The organism is Streptomyces sp. BF23-19, assembly GCF_041106355.1.
Taxonomy (GTDB): domain Bacteria; phylum Actinomycetota; class Actinomycetes; order Streptomycetales; family Streptomycetaceae; genus Streptomyces; species Streptomyces virginiae_A.
Genome location: NZ_JBGBPT010000020.1, coordinates 38,206 through 56,146, shown reverse-complemented (window position 1 = coordinate 56,146; position 17,941 = coordinate 38,206). Strand labels below are relative to the sequence as shown.

At 71.1% G+C, this 17,941-nt stretch carries 17 protein-coding genes and 1 riboswitch; of the genes, 8 read left to right on the top strand and 9 right to left on the bottom strand.

The annotated features are described in order from the left end of the window. Positions 1 to 171 precede the first annotated feature (171 nt). The 8 genes from AB8A24_RS14175 to AB8A24_RS14140 all read left to right on the top strand — a co-directional run bounded on the left by AB8A24_RS14175 (position 172) and on the right by AB8A24_RS14140 (position 7,933). A complete protein-coding gene (locus AB8A24_RS14175) occupies positions 172 to 930 on the top strand; it encodes an ATP-binding cassette domain-containing protein (protein ID WP_328961455.1) in 759 nt (252 codons plus the stop codon). Continuing rightward, entirely contained in the window at positions 912 to 1,985 is a 1,074-nt protein-coding gene (locus tag AB8A24_RS14170) for a hypothetical protein (protein WP_328961456.1), read from the top strand. Before AB8A24_RS14175 ends, AB8A24_RS14170 begins: the two co-directional genes overlap by 19 nt. A 26-nt stretch (positions 1,986 to 2,011) precedes the next feature. Continuing rightward, the gene (locus tag AB8A24_RS14165) at positions 2,012 to 3,103 is read left to right on the top strand and encodes an LOG family protein (protein WP_369475882.1); all 1,092 of its coding nucleotides are present in this window, start codon (positions 2,012 to 2,014) and stop codon (positions 3,101 to 3,103) included. 80 nt (positions 3,104 to 3,183) lie between these two features. Further along, on the top strand, positions 3,184 to 4,089 hold the full coding sequence (locus tag AB8A24_RS14160; RefSeq protein ID WP_033222952.1) for a hypothetical protein: 906 nt from the start codon (positions 3,184 to 3,186) through the stop codon (positions 4,087 to 4,089). Between the two features lie 98 nt (positions 4,090 to 4,187). After that, positions 4,188 to 4,829, top strand: a complete 642-nt coding sequence (locus tag AB8A24_RS14155) for a hypothetical protein (protein ID WP_328961458.1) — start codon at positions 4,188 to 4,190, stop codon at positions 4,827 to 4,829. Between the two features lie 122 nt (positions 4,830 to 4,951). Next, positions 4,952 to 5,215, top strand: a complete 264-nt coding sequence (locus AB8A24_RS14150; RefSeq protein ID WP_266379207.1) for a ferredoxin — start codon at positions 4,952 to 4,954, stop codon at positions 5,213 to 5,215. Then, positions 5,212 to 6,615, top strand: a complete 1,404-nt coding sequence (locus AB8A24_RS14145) for an FAD-dependent oxidoreductase (protein ID WP_328961459.1) — start codon at positions 5,212 to 5,214, stop codon at positions 6,613 to 6,615. The genes AB8A24_RS14150 and AB8A24_RS14145 overlap by 4 nt, the downstream gene beginning before the upstream one ends. 70 nt (positions 6,616 to 6,685) lie before the next feature. Then, the gene (locus tag AB8A24_RS14140; RefSeq protein ID WP_328961460.1) at positions 6,686 to 7,933 is read left to right on the top strand and encodes a cytochrome P450; all 1,248 of its coding nucleotides are present in this window, start codon (positions 6,686 to 6,688) and stop codon (positions 7,931 to 7,933) included. A 12-nt stretch (positions 7,934 to 7,945) separates the two neighbouring features. Here the strand turns inward: AB8A24_RS14140 and AB8A24_RS14135 are convergent, their stop codons facing one another. From AB8A24_RS14135 to rpsB, 9 genes are all read right to left on the bottom strand, one after another. After that, a complete protein-coding gene (locus AB8A24_RS14135) occupies positions 7,946 to 8,983 on the bottom strand; it encodes an ABC transporter ATP-binding protein (RefSeq protein WP_369475879.1) in 1,038 nt (345 codons plus the stop codon). Next, positions 8,983 to 10,599 (bottom strand): ABC transporter permease, encoded by a 1,617-nt coding sequence (locus tag AB8A24_RS14130; RefSeq protein WP_369475925.1) that lies wholly within the window; start codon positions 10,597 to 10,599, stop codon positions 8,983 to 8,985. The genes AB8A24_RS14135 and AB8A24_RS14130 overlap by 1 nt, the downstream gene beginning before the upstream one ends. A gap of 95 nt (positions 10,600 to 10,694) precedes the next feature. Then, positions 10,695 to 11,795 (bottom strand): thiamine ABC transporter substrate-binding protein, encoded by a 1,101-nt coding sequence (locus AB8A24_RS14125; RefSeq protein ID WP_328961462.1) that lies wholly within the window; start codon positions 11,793 to 11,795, stop codon positions 10,695 to 10,697. Between the two features lie 85 nt (positions 11,796 to 11,880). Then, a riboswitch (TPP riboswitch) is annotated at positions 11,881 to 11,990 on the bottom strand. Positions 11,991 to 12,048: 58 nt separating this feature from the next. Then, the gene (gene rlmN / locus AB8A24_RS14120) at positions 12,049 to 13,161 is read right to left on the bottom strand and encodes a 23S rRNA (adenine(2503)-C(2))-methyltransferase RlmN (RefSeq protein WP_328961463.1); all 1,113 of its coding nucleotides are present in this window, start codon (positions 13,159 to 13,161) and stop codon (positions 12,049 to 12,051) included. Between the two features lie 93 nt (positions 13,162 to 13,254). Further along, positions 13,255 to 14,331, bottom strand: coding sequence for a phosphatidate cytidylyltransferase (locus AB8A24_RS14115; protein WP_328961464.1), 1,077 nt, complete (start codon positions 14,329 to 14,331; stop codon positions 13,255 to 13,257). Next, entirely contained in the window at positions 14,331 to 14,888 is a 558-nt protein-coding gene (frr, locus tag AB8A24_RS14110; RefSeq protein WP_030016386.1) for a ribosome recycling factor, read from the bottom strand. The genes AB8A24_RS14115 and frr overlap by 1 nt, the downstream gene beginning before the upstream one ends. Positions 14,889 to 14,980: 92 nt before the next feature. Further along, positions 14,981 to 15,760, bottom strand: coding sequence for a UMP kinase (gene pyrH, locus AB8A24_RS14105; RefSeq protein WP_266379226.1), 780 nt, complete (start codon positions 15,758 to 15,760; stop codon positions 14,981 to 14,983). Between the two features lie 162 nt (positions 15,761 to 15,922). Further along, positions 15,923 to 16,759 (bottom strand): translation elongation factor Ts, encoded by an 837-nt coding sequence (tsf, locus tag AB8A24_RS14100; protein WP_266379229.1) that lies wholly within the window; start codon positions 16,757 to 16,759, stop codon positions 15,923 to 15,925. Between the two features lie 135 nt (positions 16,760 to 16,894). Next, on the bottom strand, positions 16,895 to 17,803 hold the full coding sequence (rpsB, locus tag AB8A24_RS14095) for a 30S ribosomal protein S2 (protein WP_369475875.1): 909 nt from the start codon (positions 17,801 to 17,803) through the stop codon (positions 16,895 to 16,897). Between the last annotated feature and the right edge of the window lie 138 nt (positions 17,804 to 17,941).

Genomic DNA, 17,941 nt, shown 5'->3' with positions numbered 1-17,941 from the left:
GCCCCGGCTCCAATGGTCCGACCACGCGGCCCGGATCCTCCGTTCGAGTGAGAACGTGGGGGTCCGGGCCGTGTGCTGTCACCATCCAAGACGTTCATCTCTTTACATCTCAGTGCGGCGCCAGTGACTTCGACCGGTTCCGCTTCGTTCCCTCGGACGGAGGTGTACGCCATGGTGGCTCCACCGGACAATGCCCCGCCTGACAATGACGTCCTGTGGGCTCGGTCCCTTCACTACTCCCACGACGGCTCCCCCGCCCTCGTCGACGTCTCCGTCGGTGTCCGCCAGGGCGAGATCCTCGCCCTGACCGGCCCCCGCGGCTGCGGCAAGACCACCCTGCTCCGCTGCCTGTCCGGGCAGCTGCGGCCCCAGCAGGGCGAGGTCTGGTTCAACAGCGTCCCCGTGCACACCATGGGCGCGCTCATCCGCGAACGGCTGCGCCGCGACCGGTTCGGCTGGATCGGCCACGAGCCCCAACTGCTGCCCGAGCTGAAGGCCTGGGAGAACGCGGCCCTGCCCCTGTTGCTCGCCGGGGCCTCCCACCGCAGCGCCCGCAAGGCCGCCTGCGAATGGCTGGACCGGCTCGACATCGCGGGTCTCGCCCGCAAGCGCCCCGGCGCGCTGACCCGTGCCGAATCGCAGAGGGTCGCGCTCGCCCGGGCCCTGGTCAACGAGCCCGCGGTGATCTTCGCCGACGAGCCCACCGCCCCGCTGCACCGCACCGAGCGGGCCCTGCTGCTGCGTACGCTGACCACCGCGGCCCGCTCCCACGACATCACCGTGCTGCTGGCCACCCACGACGAGGCCACCGCGGCCGTCGCGGACCGTCGGATCGCCCTGCTCGACGGCCGCCTCGCGGGGGCCGCGGCCGCCGCCTCCCCCGTCGCCGACACCACGGAGGACCAAGCCGCGTGCTCGCTCTCCGCCTAGCCCGCGGTTCCCGGCCGTTCGTCCAGCTGCGGCGGCTCCTCGTCGCCGCGGCCTCGGCCGGAACCGGTTTCCTGCTCCTCTATGTACTCGCCGGGGCCGTGGCCCGGCCCGCCGGATCGTTCCCTCGCCTGCTGTGGGCCCTGATCCCGCTGGCCGTCACCGTCCACTTCGCCGTCGTCGTGGCTCGGGCCGACCCCGCGACCCAGCCCCGCGAGGGACTCGACGCCGCCGGGCTGGGACCCGTTCGGCTCATGCTGGCCGCCGCGATCTCCACCGCCGTCGCCTGCGCCCTGGGCAGCGCCCTGGCCCTGGCCGTCTTCCTCCACCTGCGCGGGGAACTGGCGGGACTGCCGTTCGACGGAACCGGGGCCGCGCTGCTCCACGCGGACCAGCCGCTGCCGGTGGCCGCCGCCCTCACCCTGCTGGCCCTGATCCCGCTGGCCGCCTCGGCCGCCACCGCCCTCGCGCTGCGCCCGCACCCGCCGCTGGCCCCCCAGACCGGGCTGCCCTGGGGCATCGCGCTGACCGCCTGCGGGCTCGCGGCCTCGGCCTACGCCGGCCGGGGCGACGCCGGGATGCTCATCGGCTGGTCGCTGACCGCGGTCGGGCTCGCCCTCGCCGGACCGGGGCTCGCCTACGCCTGCGGGAGCCTCGTCCAGGCCGTGCGCCCGGGAGCGCTGCGGCTGCTGGCCGGGCGGACCCTCCAGGAGGAGGCCCCCCGGATCGGCCCTCCGCTGGGCGTGCTCTGCTCGGTAGCCGCGGGCACCCTGACCGCGTTCGCCCTGCGCGACCGGGGTGGTCTGCCCGTCCCGCTGGGCCCGCTGACCTGGCCGGCCGTCGGCCTGGTGGCCCTGTGCGCCGCCGCGACCCTTCTCACATCCGTGGTGGAGGCCCGCCGCGGCCGGGAGCCCGGACGCAGGGCCCTGCTCGACCTGGGCGCCCCGTCCAACGTGCTGCGCACCGCCGCGAGTCTGCGGGCCACCGCGCTCCTGGCCGTGTGCGTACCGCTCAGCTGGGGTGTGGCGCAGCTGACGTCGCTGGCATTGACCCGCTGACGCGAGCAGCCCTTAGGGTGGGCCGAATGGTCAACCCAGACATCGAGATCGAGACGCTCGCCGAATTCGACCAGGTCGTGGCGCGCGGCTCGCTCAGCGGCTACCGGATCCAGTCGGTCAACCTGCTGGATCGGACCTTCGCGCTGCTCGCAGCCGACACCTCGACGGCCGTGTTCCTGGGCTGCGCCATGGAGCCCGACGCGGCGGCGAAGGTCCGCGCCGACGGCGCGCTGGTCTTCCCTCCCGTACCGGACCTGCCGTTCAACCCGTACCGGGGTCTGCTCTACACGCCGGAGGAGCTCTTCACCGGGCTGCCCGACGGGTACGAGGCCACCCCGGACGCCGAGGCGTACGCCTGGTTCCAGGAGACCAAGTCCGACGGCGACGTCTTCGCCTCGATGCTCCGCTCCGTCCATGACGACGCCATCTCCGACGCCCTCGACGAGCACCTCGCCGGTGCCCGGGTCGTGGGCGTGATGGGCGGCCACGCGATGGCCCGCGGCGGTACGCACTACTGCGGCGCCGCCGAGCTGGGCAGGGCGCTGACCCGGTCCGGGTTGACGGTGGCCACCGGCGGCGGCCCCGGCGCGATGGAGGCCGCCAACCTCGGTGCCTACCTGGCGCCGGCCCCGGACGAGGCGCTCGCGGAGGCCCTGGAGGTGCTGGCCAAGGCCCCCTCCTTCGCGCCGTCGGTGTCCGAGTGGGCGGGCGCGGCCTTCGCCGTACGCGAGCGCTTCCCCGCCGGCGGGGACTCGGTGGGCATCCCGACCTGGTTCTACGGGCACGAGCCGCCGAACGCCTTCGCGGGACACATCGCGAAGTATTTCGCGAACGCCACCCGTGAGGACGGACTGCTGGCTCGCTCCGACGCGGGCGTGGTCTTCCTGCCCGGCGCGGCGGGCACGGTCCAGGAGATCTTCGACAACGCCACTCCGAACTACTACGAATCCCGGGGAGAGCCGGCCCCGATGATCCTGGTCGGCCGCACCCACTGGACCGAGCACCTCCCGGCCTGGCCGCTGCTCCAGGCACTGGCGCGCGGCCGGGCGATGGAGTCCCGGATCGCGCTCGTCGACTCGGTGGACGAGGTCCCGGACGTCCTCGCGTCGATGAGCTGAGCTCCGGAAGCAACTTTCCGGGCCGTTCTCACGTCTGGCAGAGGTACCGCAAAACCTGCCAGACGTGAACGGAGCCCTTGGTGCTCATAGGCCTGCTGACCGCTGTCGCGGCGTCCATCTGCTACGGCACGGGATCCGTGCTGCAAGCCGTCGGCTCCCGCCGCGCCGCACGCATGTCCCCGACCGCCGCCGGGGTGACCGCCCACGGCGGACCCAACCTGTCGTCCACCGCAAAAGCGGCGATGACCTGGGAATTCATCGTCGGCACCATCCTGGACTTCGTGGGCTTCGGACTCGGGGCCCTGGCCGCCCGGCTGCTGCCCCTCTTCCTCTCCCAGACGGTCATCAGCGCCAACCTGGTGATCACGGCCGTGCTGAGCGTGAAGATGCTCGGCATCCGGCTGAGCCGCAAGGAGTGGACCTCGATCGGGGTCGTCTGCACCGCGCTGGTGCTGCTGGCCACGGCCGCTGGCCACGAGGGCGGCCACCACGCGCCGATGTCCACCCACTGGTGGCTGCTGGGGATCACCCTGCTGCTGATGGTGGGCGGCACCGTGGCCGTACGCCTCCTCGGCGGCGGCGCCGCGATCCTGGCGGGCCTGCTGTCGGGTCTCGGCTTCGGCGCGCTCGGCGTCGGCGTCCGGATCCTGAACGGCGTGGACCCGTTCGACCTCACCACCCTCCTCACCGACCCGGCCCTCTACGCCATCCTGGTGGCCGGCATCGGCGGCATGTACCTGCACACGGTCGCCCTCCAGATCGGCTCGGTGAACGGCGCCACGGCGGCCCTGGTCGTCGGCGAGACGGTCCTGCCGGGCGCCATCGGCGTCCTGTGGCTCGGCGACGCCTCCCGCCCCGGCCTGGCCTGGCTCGCGGTACTCGGCTTCGTCATGGCCGTCGCCGGAGCGGTGGCGGTCGCCTGGTACGGCAAGCACGAGGGGGCCGACGAGGGAGCCGTCACCCCGGTGCCGGAGCCGGTCGGCTGACCCACCGGCCGGCCGGGTCCCCTCACCCGGTCGGCCGCCCCCGGTGGTGGCGCGGCGGTGTCTGCCGCTTGCTGGACCGGGGGAGAGAGTGAGGGTCCGTGAGTTCCACGACCGATCGGCTCGACACACCACGCGCGGCCGGGATGGCCGGAATCGCCTTCGCCCTGCTGCTCGGGGCCGCGATCGTCCTCATGCGGATCGCCATCCCGTCGGGCAACGTCGCCGACGCGCCCGTCGACCCGGACAAGCGTTGGGCGGTCCAAGTGGCACTGGAGATCGTGCCCTTCGCGGGCATCTTCTTCCTCTGGTTCATGGGCGCACTGCGCGCACACACGGGTCCGGCCGAGGACCGGTTCGTCGCCACCGTGTTCCTCGGCAGCGGATTCGTCTTCGTGGCCACCCTGTTCGCCTCCGCCGCGGCGGCGGGCACGGTGCTGGCCGAGGGCACGCCCTCCGAATTCGGCCGCCACTACGCCTACACGCTCCTCGCGACGTACGCCATGCGGATGGCGGCCGTCTTCGTCCTCGCGACCTCGACCATCGGGCGGATGCTCGGCGTCTTCCCGCGGCCACTGGCCCTGCTGGGCACCGTCGTCGGCCTGGTCCTGCTCGTGGTCGGTTCCGGAGTGCCCTGGTCCGAGCTGGTGTTCCCGGCCTGGGCGCTGATCCTCAGCCTGTACATCCTGTCCGTGGGGCGCGGCACCGCCCGCCGGCCTCCGACCCCCACGGAACCGCCCTGACCTGGGGGTCCTTACTCCGGCAGGCGGCCCGTGGGCGCCGCGTGCATGCTGGTGGGAAGGGGAGGACCCGGGGGCTCCGGGGGGTGACGGGGAGGAACGGCCGAGGGAAAGGCAGAACCGTCATGAGGCTTGTCGTCGACCTCAACCGCTGCCAGGGATACGCCCAGTGCGCTTTCCTCGCTCCCGATGTCTTCGCCATGCACGGCGACGAGTCGCTGCTCTACAACCCGGAGGCGGATCCGGCGCAGCGCGAGGACGTCCTGCGTGCCGTGGCCGCCTGCCCGGTGCAGGCCATCCTCCTGGAGATCACGGACGAGGACATGGCGAGCATGGTGACCCCGGATGCCGTGGCGGGCGCCGGATCCCGTTCCGGAGGCGCCCGGTGACCGGTGCAGGAACACACGACGGATCCCTGGAGCGGCTCAAGCGCGAGGGCCGCATCGTCGTCGTCGGCGCCTCTCTGGCCGGTCTGCGGGCCGCCGAGACCATGCGCGAGAAGGGCTTCGCCGGTTCGCTCACGATGATCGGCGACGAACCGTACGAGCCGTACGACCGGCCCCCGCTGTCCAAGCAGGTCCTGCTGGGCAACGCGGTCGCCGACCACACGGCCCTCCCCCGCCGCCGGGCGATCGACGCCGAATGGCGCCTCGGCGTCGCGGCCACCGGCCTGGACATGGCCGCCCATCGGGTCAAGCTCGGCAACGGCGACGAGGTCGAGTACGACCGGCTGCTGATCGCCACCGGCGTACGCGCCCGGCCGTGGCCCAACCCGGAGGAGGGCGCCCTCAAGGGTGTCTTCGTCCTGCGCACCCGCGACGACGCCGAAGGGCTGCAACGGGCCCTGGCCGCCGGTCCCCGCCGGGTGCTGGTCATCGGAGCCGGGTTCACCGGGTCCGAGATCGCCTCCGCGTGCCGGGAGCGCGGCCTGGAGGTCACCGTCGCCGAACGGGGCGACGCGCCGCTGGTCGGTGCGCTGGGCGGGGTGATCGGCGCGGTGGCCGCCGAGATGCACCGCGAGAACGGCGTCGACCTGCGGACCGGGGTCATGGTGACCTCGCTGGAGGGCGACCCCTCCGGGCGGGTCCGCGCCGCGCACCTCTCCGACGGGGCGACCATCGAGGCGGACGTGGTGGTCGTCTCGCTGGGCGCACAGCGCAACACCGAGTGGCTCGCCGGCTCGGGGCTGGGCGCGGGTCCGCGGGGCATCGCCTGCGACGCGGGCTGCCGGGCCTTCGACATCCGGGGCATCGTCACCGATGACATCTACGTGGCGGGTGACGTGGCACGTTCCCCGCACGCCCTGTTCGGCTACCAGTTCCTGTCGCTGGAGCACTGGGGCAACGCCGTCGCCCAGGCCGACACCGCCGCGCACAACATGCTCAGCGAGAGCGCCGACCGCCGCCCCCACCTGTGGGTTCCGGCGTTCTGGTCCTCCCAGTTCGGCGTGAACATCAAGTCGGTCGGGGTACCGCCGATGGGGACCGAGATCCTCATCACCCAGGGCTCGCTCGCCGAACGCCGGTTCGCGGCCGCCTACGGGTACCAGGGGCGTCTGATCGCCGCCGTCACCTTCGACAACTGCCGGTGGCTGCCGTTCTACGAGCAGCAGATCGAGGCCACCGCCCCGTTCCCGCCGCCGTTCTCCACGGTGGACCGCAGGCCCGACGGGGCCAAGCCGCTGCCGGCCGACTTCCCGGACCCGTCCGTCCCCACCCACGGGCCGACCATCACGCTGAGCGGCTATTCACCGGCCGACCGGAAGATGACCTTCACTCCCGGAAGATGACCTTCACCCCCGCCCCGCGCCACCGGCCGTGCCGCACCGCGCCCTCCCCCGAGGATCACGAGGACCTGTCATGACCCAAGCCCTGCTGCGGGAGATCATCGACTACGCGAACCGCGCGAATCCGTACCCGCTGTACGAGGAGCTCCGCAAGACCCCGGTGTCCCACGACGGGGACGGCCCGTACGTGGTCAGCACGTACTACGAGATCCACAGCCTGTTGCACGACCCTCGGATCAGCTCCGACGCCAAGAACCTGAAGGCGACCGGGGACGATCTGCTGGGCGACCAGTCCGACGAGGAGGGGGCGACGCTGCCCCCGTCCTTCCTCAAGCTCGACCCGCCCGACCACGACCGGCTGCGGCGGATGACGAACCGGCCGTTCGGCCCGCCGCACGCCCCCCACCGGGTGCACGACATGCGCGACGAACTCGGCGGCCTCGTCACCGGGCTGATCGACGGCATCGTGGAGACAGGGCAACTGGACCGGATCGACCTGGTCGACCAGTTCGCGTACCCCTTCCCGGTCACGGTCATCTGCCGGCTGCTCGGCGTGCCCCACGAGGACGAACCCCGCTTCCACGTCTGGGCGGAGACCCTGGCCGCCAGCCTGGACCCCGACCCGGACGCGGACCCCACCCAGCGCGGCAACGGCTCGACGGACGCCCGCATGGAGCTGGGCATGTACCTGGCCGGGCTGATCGAGGAACGCCGCAAGAAGCCCGGCGACGACATGCTGTCCCAGCTCGCGACGGCGGACGGCCCGGACGGCGCGATGACCACCATGGAGGCGCTCAGCACCTCCGCGCTGCTGCTGATCGCGGGTCACGAGACCACGGTCAACCTCATCACCAACGGGATGCTGACGCTGCTGCGCCACCCGGAGGCCCTGGAGCGGTTGCGCAACGACCCCGAACTGGCGGTCCCGATCGTCGAGGAACTGCTGCGCTACGAGCCGCCCGTACAGCTGCTGCCCCAGCGGACCACCCTCTCCGACGTCGAGGTCGCCGGAGTCACGATCCCCAAGGGCGCGTCGGTGTGGCTGATGCTGGCCTCCGGGAACCGGGACCCGAAGCGGTTCGAGAACCCGGACCGCTTCGACCCCGACCGCAAGGACATCCAGCACCTCGGCCTCGGCAGTGGCATCCACAGCTGCTTCGGGGCGCCGCTGGCCCGGCAGGAGGCCCAGCTGGCGCTGAGCGAGCTGGCCCGCCGACTGGAGAACCCCCGGCTGCTGGAGGACCCGCCGCAGTACCGTCAGAACTCGGTCCTGCGCGGCCCGCGCCACCTGCCGATCGCCTGCGACGGCATCCGTCCCTGACGGACGCCCCCGCTAGGGGGTGTCCGGCGGAAGGACGACCACCTCGGCGGAGGTGAAGGTCACCTCGACCCGGTCGCCCACGGCCGGCGCCCCCGCCAGGCCGCACTCGGCCTCCAGCACCGGCCCCGCCTCCGGCCGCAGCCGCAGGGCGACGTGCGTGCCGCGGAAGGTGCGGGACACCACCTCGCACCGCAGGCCCGCCGCGCGGAGCACGACCCCGGCCGGGCGGATCAGCAGCCGCTGCTCCCCCTCCGGGGAGCCGGCCGGTACCGGAACCTTGCCCCACGCGGTGGCGGCCGCGTCGCCCGAGACCACGGCCGGGACCACGTTCTCGAAGCCGAGGAAGCGCGCCACGAACTCCGACGCGGGCCGCTGCCACACCTCCAGGGGGGTGCCGGCCTGCGCGATCCGGCCGTCCCGCATGACCACCACCCGGTCGGCCAGGGCGAAGGCCTCGCCCTGGTCGTGCGTGACGGCCAGTACGGTCGTGCCCAGCCGGGAGAACAGCCCGCGCAGCTCCACCACCAGCCGCTCGCGCAGCCCCCGGTCCAGCTGCCCCAGCGGTTCGTCGAGCATCAGCAGCCTCGGTGACGGGGCCAGTGCCCGGGCCAGCGCGACGCGCTGCTGCTCGCCGCCGGACAGGGAGGCCACCGCCCGGGCCTGGGCCCCGGGGAGCCCGACCAGTTCCAGCAGTTGCGCGACCCGGTCCGCGGACGAGGCCCGTCCGGCTCCGCGCACCTTCAGCCCGAAGGAGACGTTCGCGCCGACGTCACGGTGCGGGAAGAGCTGGTGGTCCTGGAACATCAGGCCCACGCCCCGCCGGTGCACGGGGACGCCGGCCTGGTCGGCCCCGCCCAACAGCACCCGCCCGGCGGACATCTGCTGCAGTCCGGCGACGACCCGCAGCAGCGTGGACTTGCCGCTGCCGCTCGGTCCCAACACGCACACGACCTCGTGCTCGGCGACCGTGAGGTCCACGCCGTCCAGGGCGTACTGCGCCGCGCGCTCACCGAAGCGGACCGACACCCCCTCCAGCTGAAGCAGTGTCATCAGAATTCTCCGGAGGTCTTGTCGGGGCGCAGTCGCTCCAGTAGCAGCAGGGACACCGCGCACACCAGCATCAGAATCGTGCTCAGGGCCATCGCCTGCCCGTAGTTCAGCTCTCCGGCCCGCCCCAGCAGCCGCGCCACGGCCACCGGCAGCGTCGGCCGGTCCGCCCGCGCGATGAACACGGTCGCGCCGAACTCCCCCAGGGATACCGCGAAGGCGAACCCGGCCGCGATCAGCAGCGCCCGCCGCACCAGCGGAAGGTCCACCTCCCGCCAGGCCCGCAGCGGCGACGCGCCGAGCACCGCGGCGGCCTCGCGCAACCGCCCGTCCACCGCGCGCAGCACCGGCAGCATGGTGCGTACGACGAAGGGCACGCCCACCAGGGCCTGCGCCAGCGGCACCAGGATCCATGAGGTCCGCAGATCCAGCGGTGGCTCGTCCAGGGTGATCAGGAAGCCGAAGCCCACGGTCACGGCGGACACCCCGAGCGGCAGCATCAGCAGCGCGTCGAAGCCGCGTACGAAGCGGCCCTCGCGCCGGGTCAGCGCCGCGGCCGCGAGCCCCCCGATGACCAGGGCGATCGCGGTGGCGGCGAGCGCGTACTGCAGGGAGTTCCAGATCGCCTCCAGCGGGGCCACCAGGAAGGTCCCGCCGCCGGCGCCCGCGTCCTGCAGCGCCCGGTAGTAGCCGAGGCCGTAGCCGCCGGGGGTGTCGAAGGACCGCTCGACCAGCACGCCCAGCGGCGCCGCGATCAGCAGCGCGACGGTCAGCAGCACCCCTCCCAGCAGCGTGCGCTGCGCCCAGCCGCGCGGCCGGTGGGTGGTGCGTCCCGGGTCCACCAAGCTCAGGGCGGTCTCGCGCTTGCGCACGGTCCAGGCGTGCACGGCGAGGATCGCGCCGATCGCGGCGAACTGCACCATCGTCAGGACGGCCGCCGTCGGCAGGTCCAGGAGCTGCGCGGTCTGCCGGTAGACCTCCACCTCCAGGGTGGAGTACGCGGGTCCGCCGAGGATCAGTACGACGCCGAAGGAGCTGAAGGTGAACAGGAACACCATCAGGGAGGCGGCGGCCACCGCCGGGGCCAGCGCGGGCAGCGTCACCCGCCGCCAGGCGGTGAACCGGCCGGCGCCCAGCACGCGGGCGGCCTCCTCCTGGCGCGGATCGAGCTGGGCCCACAGCCCGCCGACCGTGCGGACGACGACGGCGTAGTTGAAGAAGACGTGCGCGAGCAGGATCGCCCAGACGGTGGTGTCGAGCCGGACTCCGACCAGGTCGTCCAACAGCCCGCCCCGCCCCAGCAGCGCGAGAAAAGCGGTGCCGACCACCACGGTCGGCAGCACGAAGGGCACGGTCACCACGGCGCGCAGCAGCTGCTTGCCCGGGAACTCGAAGCGCGCGAAGACGTACGCGGCGGGGAGGGCGATCAGCAGGGTGAGCAGGGTGGAGGCGAACGCCTGCCAGGTGGTGAACCACAGCACGTCGGCGATGTCGGGGCGGCCCAGCACCTCCGCGAACCGGCCGAACTGCCATCCCTCGTCGGTCTTCAGGCCGCGCCCGACGATCGCGGCGACGGGGTAGGCGAAGAACAGCCCGAAGAAGGCGAGGGGGACGGCCATCAGGGCGAACCGCACGGCGGTCGCCCGTGCCCCCTCGCGGGGGCCGGAGCCCGGCGTGGCGCCCCCCGACGCCACGCCCGGCTCCTTGGTACCGCTTACTTCACGACGAGCGCGGTCCATGCCTTGACCCACTGCTCACGGTTCTTGGCGATGGTCTCGGGAGCCACGTTCTCGGGCTTCTCGACCACCACACCGTGCTTGGTGAACAGCTCCGGCAGGGCGGCGTCCTTCGTCACCGGGTTCACGAACATCTGGAGCGGCATGTCCTCCTGGAACTTCTTGCTGACCAGGAAGTCCACGAGGGCCTTTCCGCCCTCCTCGTTCTTGGCGCCCTTGAGCAGACCCGCGAACTCGATCTGGCGGAAGCAGGTGCCGGTGGAGACGCCCGTGGGGGCCTCGGTCGGCTGGGGCTCGCCGTACAGGACCTCGACCGGCGGGCTGGAGGCGTACGAGACGACCAGCGGGCGGTCGCCCTTGGCCTTCTTGCCGCCCGCGGAGCCGGAGAAGCGCTCGTTGTAGGCCTGCTCCCAGCCGTCGACGACCTCGACGCCGTTGGCCTTGAGCTTGCTCCAGTAGTCCTTCCAGCCGTCCTCGCCGTACTTGCCGACGGAGGCGAGCAGGAAGCCGAGGCCGGGCGAGGAGGTCGCGGCGTTCTCGGTGACCAGCAGGTTCTTGTACTCCGGCTTGGTCAGGTCGTCCAGCGTCTGCGGCGGGGCGATCTTCTTCTCGGTGAAGTACGCCTTGTCGTAGTTGACGCAGATGTCGCCGGAGTCGATCGGGGTGACCCGGTGCTCCTTGTCGAGCACGTACTCGGGCTTGACCTCGGCGAGGCCCTTGGCCTCGTAGGGGGTGAAGATGCCGTTGTCGAGGGCGCGCGAGAGGAGGGTGTTGTCGACGCCGAAGAAGACGTCACCGCGCGGGGAGCCCTTGGTGAGGATCTCCTGGTTCAGGGCCGCGCCGGCGTCCCCGGACTTCAGGACCTTGACCGTGTAGCCGCTCTGCTGCTCGAACTCCTTGAGGACCGATTCGGTCACGTTGAAGGAGTCGTGGGAGACGAGCGTGACGGTCTTGGACTTCGGGGCGTCGCTCGCGCCGGCGGGCTTGTCCTTGGTGTCGCCGCCGCCGCAGGCGCTGAGCGTGGTGACGCCCAGCGCGGCCGCGAGCGCGACGCCCGCGATCTTCTTGGTGGTGCTCATCGGTGAATTCCTCCTGGGATGTCCAGGAGAAGACGCGGCCCTGCCCGGCGCTCTGCGAGAGCGGACGCCGGGCAGGGCGCAACAGCAAGAGTGGTGACCGAACTTCCTACCCCGAATGACCGGGGCGAGGTTCAGAGGGTCTGCGGATGACGGATACCGCACTCTCAGCGCTGTGGCGCTCCCCTGTCGGAATATGAAATTGGTTCGGCCACAGGGTACCCCGTGGCCGAATAGCGTCGAACAGAGGCGGAATCTAGCGTTCCGAGGCGGCCAGCTGGCCGCACGCTCCGTCGATCTCCTGGCCCCGGGTGTCCCGTACGGTCACCGGCACACCGTGGCGGGCGATGGCCTCCACGAAGGCCTTCTCGTCCTCGGGCCGCGAGGCGGTCCACTTGGAGCCCGGCGTCGGGTTGAGCGGGATCAGGTTGACGTGTACGCGCTTGCCCTTGAGCAGCTTGCCCAGGAGGTCACCGCGCCAGGCCTGGTCGTTGATGTCGCGGATCAGGGCGTACTCGATGGAGATCCGGCGGCCGGACTTCTCGGCGTACTCCCAGGCGGCGCCGAGCACCTCGCGAACGTTCCAGCGGGTGTTCACGGGGACGAGGGTGTCGCGCAGCTCGTCGTCGGGCGCGTGCAGCGAGACGGCGAGGCGGCACTTGAAGCCCTCGTCGGCGAAGCGCAGCATGGCCGGAACCAGGCCGACGGTGGAGACGGTGATGCCGCGCTGCGACAGACCGAGGCCGTCGGGCTCCGGGTCGGTGAGCCGGCGGATGGCGCCGACCACGCGGTTGTAGTTGGCGAGCGGCTCGCCCATGCCCATGAAGACGATGTTCGACAGCCGGGCCGGGCCACCGGGGACCTCGCCGTCGCGCAGTGCGCGCATGCCGTCGACGATCTGGTGCACGATCTCGGCGGTGGACAGGTTGCGGTCCAGGCCCGCCTGGCCGGTGGCGCAGAACGGACAGTTCATACCGCAGCCGGCCTGAGAGGAGATGCACATGGTGACCCGGTCGGGGTAGCGCATGAGCACGGACTCGACGAGCGTGCCGTCGTGCAGCTTCCACAGGGTCTTGCGGGTGGTGTCGTCGTCGCACGAGATGTGCCGGATGACGCTCATCAGGTCCGGCAGCAGCTCCTGCTGGAGCTTCTCCCGCGAGCCCGCCGGGATGTCGGTCCACTCGGCCGGGTCGTGCGCGTACCGGGCGAAGTAGTGCTGCGAGAGCTGCTTGGCCCGGAACGGCTTCTCGCCGATCGCGGCGACCGCCTCGCGGCGCTCGGCCGGGGTCAGGTCGGCAAGGTGCCGGGGCGGCTTCTTGACCCCGCGAGGGGCGACGAAGGTGAGCTCTCCCGGAACGGGGCGGGCCATGGCAGGTACTCCTTGTAAGACGAAAGGCGCGCCGCAGAAGCAGCGCGCCTTCCAAGAGTAACCGCCCGGCGTCCTGCGACGCCTTTTCGCAGGTCAGCCAGTACCTACGAAGGCTGCCAGCAGCAGCCACACCACGGGGGCCGTCGGAAGCAGGGAGTCCAGGCGGTCCATGATGCCGCCGTGTCCCGGCAGCAGGGTGCCCATGTCCTTGATGCCGAGGTCCCGCTTGATCATCGACTCGCCCAGGTCGCCCAGGGTGGCGCTGACCGCGACCGCGAGGCCCAGCAGCAGACCCTGCCACCAGGAGCCGCCGTCGATCAGGAACTCCATGCACAGCGCGCCGGCCACCATCGCGAAGGCCACCGCGCCGAACAGTCCCTCGCGGGTCTTGCCGGGGCTGATGCGCGGCGCGAGCTTCGTCTTGCCGAAGCGCCAGCCGACCGCGTAGGCCCCGGTGTCGCTGACCACGGTCAGGAGCAGGAAGGTGATCACGCGCTGGGGACCGTCGTCGGCGGTGAGCAGCATCGCGACGAAGGTGGCCAGGAAGGGCACGTAGAAGGCCGCGAAGGCGCCCGCCGTGACGTCCTTGAGGTAGTCCTCGGGCGGTTCGGTCATCCGCCACACCAGGACCGCCAGCACGGTCAGGGCCATCGCGACCCAGGCGCCCTCGGCCCCCCGGACGTATCCGGCGATGACCATGGCGGCGCCACCGACCGCGAGCGGGACCAGCGGGGCCTTGATGCCCTTCTGCTCCTGCAGTCGGGAGGTGAGCTCCCACAGGCCGACGACGACCGCGACGACGATGACGCCGACGAAGACGGCCTTGACGATCAGCAGCGAGGCGAAGATCACCGCGCCGAGACCCACGCCCACACCTATGGCGGCACGCAGATCCCGGCCCGCGCGCTTCTTCGGCGGCGGGGGCGAGGCGTCCTGCGGCTGCTGGGCGTGCGGAGGCGGGGGGCTGGGCATGGGCTCCTGCGACGGCGTATCGGCGCGGAAGAGGGGGCCGCTGTCGGCGGCGACCCCCCGATCGCGTGCTTCCCGGTCGTCGAAGTCACGGCCGGCGGCATCGGGCACGATGGGCATGGGCCGAGTGTGCGGGCCCACCTGCGCATCGTATGCGGGACCCGCCGGAACCGGCTCCGGCTGCCAGGAAGAGTCGTTCATCAGACTTCGAGGAGCTCGGCTTCCTTGTGCTTCAGGAGCTCGTCCACCTGCGCGACGTACTTCGCGGTGGTGTCGTCGAGCTCCTTCTCCGCGCGGCGCACCTCGTCCTCGCCGGCCTCCTTGTCCTTGACCAGCTTGTCAAGGGCGTCCTTGGCCTTGCGACGGACGGCGCGGAGCGAGATCTTCGAGTCCTCGGCCTTGGTGCGCGCGACCTTGATGTACTCCTTGCGGCGGTCCTGCGTCAGCTCGGGGAAGGTCACCCGGATGATGCTGCCGTCGTTGCTCGGGTTGACACCGAGGTCGGAGTCGCGGATGGCCTGCTCGATGTTACGCAGGGCGCTCTTGTCGAACGGGGTCACGATCGCCATGCGCGGCTCGGGCACCGAGAAGGAGGCGAGCTGGTTGATGGGCGTGATGGCGCCGTAGTACTCCGCCACGATCTTGTTGAACATCGCCGGGTGCGCACGGCCGGTGCGAATCGCGGCGAAGTCTTCCTTGGCGACGACGACGGCCTTTTCCATCTTCTCCTCGGCCTCGAGGAGGATCTCTTCGGTCACCACGTGCTCCTGCATGTCAGATATGGATGGTTCAGGCGGGCGGGCGGGGCCGGCGAGCCGCCCTGCGACTCGCTCGGTCCGGCAGCGGACTGCTAGGCCCGGGTTTCCTGGTCGCTCACGAGCGTGCCGATCTTCTCACCCTTGACGGCGCGGGCGATATTGCCCTCGGCCAGAAGCTCGAAAACGAGGATCGGAAGCTTGTTGTCGCGGCAGAGCGTGATCGCGGTGGCGTCGGCGACCTTGAGGTCGCGGGAGAGGACCTCGCTGTACTCCAGCGCGTCGAACTTCACCGCGTCCGGGTTCTTCTTCGGGTCGGAGTCGTAGACCCCGTCGACACCGTTCTTGCCCATGAGCAGGGCCTCGGCGTCGATCTCCAGGGCGCGCTGGGCGGCCGTGGTGTCGGTGGAGAAGTAGGGCATGCCCATGCCGGCGCCGAAGATGACGACGCGGCCCTTCTCCAGGTGCCGCACGGCACGCAGCGGGATGTACGGCTCCGCGACCTGGCCCATCGTGATGGCGGTCTGCACGCGGGAGTCGATGCCCTCCTTCTCCAGGAAGTCCTGGAGCGCGAGGCAGTTCATGACGGTACCGAGCATGCCCATGTAGTCGGACCGGGCCCGGTCCATGCCGCGCTGCTGGAGTTCGGCGCCGCGGAAGAAGTTGCCGCCGCCGATCACGACGGCGATCTCCGCGCCGTCGCGGACCACCGCGGCGATCTCGCGCGCGATGGCGTGGACGACGTCGGGATCGACGCCCAGTCCTCCGCCACCGGAGAAGGCCTCGCCCGACAGCTTCAGCATGAAGCGGCGGCCCTTCTGGTCCTGGTCGCTCTTGTCGTCGGATGCGGTGTGGGGGTCCACGCCCTGATTCATGGAGATCTCCTCGTGCACATACGAAGAAGGCCATTGCCGGTGGGTCCTTGCGGTTCCCTCTACGGCAATGGCCTCCTCGTCAGATCTGCGGTCGCCTCGCGCGAGCGCGGACGACTGCTTCAGACCCTACCGGGGTCCGGTGTCCGTCGCGTACGGACGGACTCAGATGCCGACCTTGATGCGGGTGAAGCGCTTCAGGGTGACACCGGCCTCGTCCAGAACCTTCTGGACGGACTTCTTGTTGTCCAGGGCGTAGGCCTGGCCGAGCAGCGTGGCGTCCTTGAAGAAGCCGTTGACGCGACCCTCGACGATCTTCGCGATGGCAGCCTCGGGCTTGCCCTCCGCGCGGGTGACCTCTTCGGCGATGCGGCGCTCGGACTCGACCTTCTCGGCCGGAACGTCCTCGGCGGACAGCCACTGCGGGGCGAACGCGGCGATGTGCTGCGCGACGCCGCGGGCGACCTCGGCGTTCTCCTTGTCGAGCTCGACCAGGACGCCGATCTGGAACGGCAGGTCGGGCATCGTGCGGTGCATGTACGCGGCCACGTAACCGCCGGTGAACTGCGCGAAGCGGTCCAGGACGATCTTCTCGCCGAGGTTGGCGTTGGCCTCGTCGACGAAAGCGGTGACGGTCTTGCCGGGCTCGATCTCGGACGCGAGCAGCGCCTCGATGTCGGCCGGGGAGGTGGCGGCCACGTGGGCGGCCAGCTGGTTGGCGACGGCCAGGAACTTCTCGCCCTTGGCGACGAAGTCGGTCTCGCACTTCAGCTCGACGATGACACCGGAGGTGTTGTCGTCGGCGATGAGGGAGACGACCGCACCGTTCTCGGCAGAACGGCCCTCGCGCTTGGCGACGCCCTTCTGACCCTTGATGCGGAGCGCTTCCTGGGCCTTCTCGACGTCACCGTCGGCGTCCACGAGCGCGTTCTTGCAGTCCAGCATGCCGGCGCCGGTGAGCTCGCGGAGCTTCTTGACGTCAGCGGCGGTGTAGTTCGCCATGAGTCTGTGATTCTCTCTCGAAGTCGTAGATCTACGGGTGAACGGCGGAGGCGCCGCGCCCTGGGCGCGGCTCCCCCGCCGTCATCGTCCGTGCTGCGAGTGCCCGGCGTGTGAACGCCGGGCACTCTCAGTGGGTCAGGCCTGCTCGGCGTCGGCGGCCGGGGCCTCGACAGCCTCGACAGCCTCGGCGGCCGGGGCGTCGGCGGCGGGGGCCTCGGCGGCGGGGGCCTCGGCAGCCGGAGCGGCCTCGGTCTCGTCGGCCTTCTTCTCGCCCTCGAGCAGGTCGCGCTCCCACTCGGCGAGCGGCTCGGCGGCGGCCTTCTCGCCCGGCTTCGAGTCGCCGGTCGCAGCGCCGGAGCGGGCGATGAGGCCCTCGGCGACGGCGTCGGCGATCACGCGGGTGAGCAGGGTGACGGAACGGATCGCGTCGTCGTTGCCCGGGATCTTGTAGTCGACCTCGTCGGGGTCGCAGTTGGTGTCGAGGATCGCGACGACCGGGATGTGGAGCTTGCGCGCCTCACCGACGGCGATGTGCTCCTTCTTGGTGTCGACGATCCAGACGGCGCTGGGAACCTTCGACATCTCGCGGATACCACCGAGGGTCTTCTCCAGCTTGATCTTCTCGCGGGAGAGGACCAGGAGCTCCTTCTTGGTGAGACCCGAGGCGGCGACGTCCTCGAAGTCGATCGCCTCAAGCTCCTTCAGACGCTGAAGGCGCTTGTAGACGGTGGAGAAGTTGGTGAGCATGCCACCCAGCCACCGCTGGTTGACGTACGGCATACCAACGCGCGTCGCCTGCTCGGCGATGGCCTCCTGGGCCTGCTTCTTGGTACCGACGAACATGATGGAGCCACCGTGCGCGACGGTCTCCTTCACGAACTCGTAGGCGCGGTCGATGTACGACAGCGACTGCAGCAGGTCGATGATGTAGATGCCGTTGCGCTCCGTGAAGATGAAGCGCTTCATCTTCGGGTTCCAACGGCGGGTCTGGTGACCGAAGTGGACGCCGCTTTCCAGCAGCTCCCGCATCGTGACGACGGCCATGGCCATCTCCTTGGTTTCTCGGTTTGGTTCCTGACGCCCCACCGCGCCCTGCCCCCATGAGGGACCGAGAGACGCTGCCACCTGGCTGTTTCAGCCTGGTGTTGGGGCGTGCGAAGTCGACCCGGTGACCCGGATCGC

Excerpts from the sequence above, each read along its gene's own strand:
- tsf (WP_266379229.1), bottom strand. The coding sequence starts at position 16,759 with ATGGCGAACTACACCGCCGCTGACGTCAAGAAGCTCCGCGAGCTCACC.
- AB8A24_RS14125 (WP_328961462.1), bottom strand. The coding sequence starts at position 11,795 with ATGAGCACCACCAAGAAGATCGCGGGCGTCGCGCTCGCGGCCGCGCTG.
- AB8A24_RS14130 (WP_369475925.1), bottom strand. The coding sequence starts at position 10,599 with ATGGCCGTCCCCCTCGCCTTCTTCGGGCTGTTCTTCGCCTACCCCGTC.
- AB8A24_RS14175 (WP_328961455.1), top strand. The coding sequence starts at position 172 with ATGGTGGCTCCACCGGACAATGCCCCGCCTGACAATGACGTCCTGTGG.
- pyrH (WP_266379226.1), bottom strand. The coding sequence starts at position 15,760 with ATGAATCAGGGCGTGGACCCCCACACCGCATCCGACGACAAGAGCGAC.
- AB8A24_RS14150 (WP_266379207.1), top strand. The coding sequence starts at position 4,952 with ATGAGGCTTGTCGTCGACCTCAACCGCTGCCAGGGATACGCCCAGTGC.
- AB8A24_RS14140 (WP_328961460.1), top strand. The coding sequence starts at position 6,686 with ATGACCCAAGCCCTGCTGCGGGAGATCATCGACTACGCGAACCGCGCG.
- AB8A24_RS14135 (WP_369475879.1), bottom strand. The coding sequence starts at position 8,983 with ATGACACTGCTTCAGCTGGAGGGGGTGTCGGTCCGCTTCGGTGAGCGC.
- AB8A24_RS14165 (WP_369475882.1), top strand. The coding sequence starts at position 2,012 with ATGGTCAACCCAGACATCGAGATCGAGACGCTCGCCGAATTCGACCAG.
- AB8A24_RS14115 (WP_328961464.1), bottom strand. The coding sequence starts at position 14,331 with ATGAACGACTCTTCCTGGCAGCCGGAGCCGGTTCCGGCGGGTCCCGCA.
- rpsB (WP_369475875.1), bottom strand. The coding sequence starts at position 17,803 with ATGGCCGTCGTCACGATGCGGGAGCTGCTGGAAAGCGGCGTCCACTTC.
- rlmN (WP_328961463.1), bottom strand. The coding sequence starts at position 13,161 with ATGGCCCGCCCCGTTCCGGGAGAGCTCACCTTCGTCGCCCCTCGCGGG.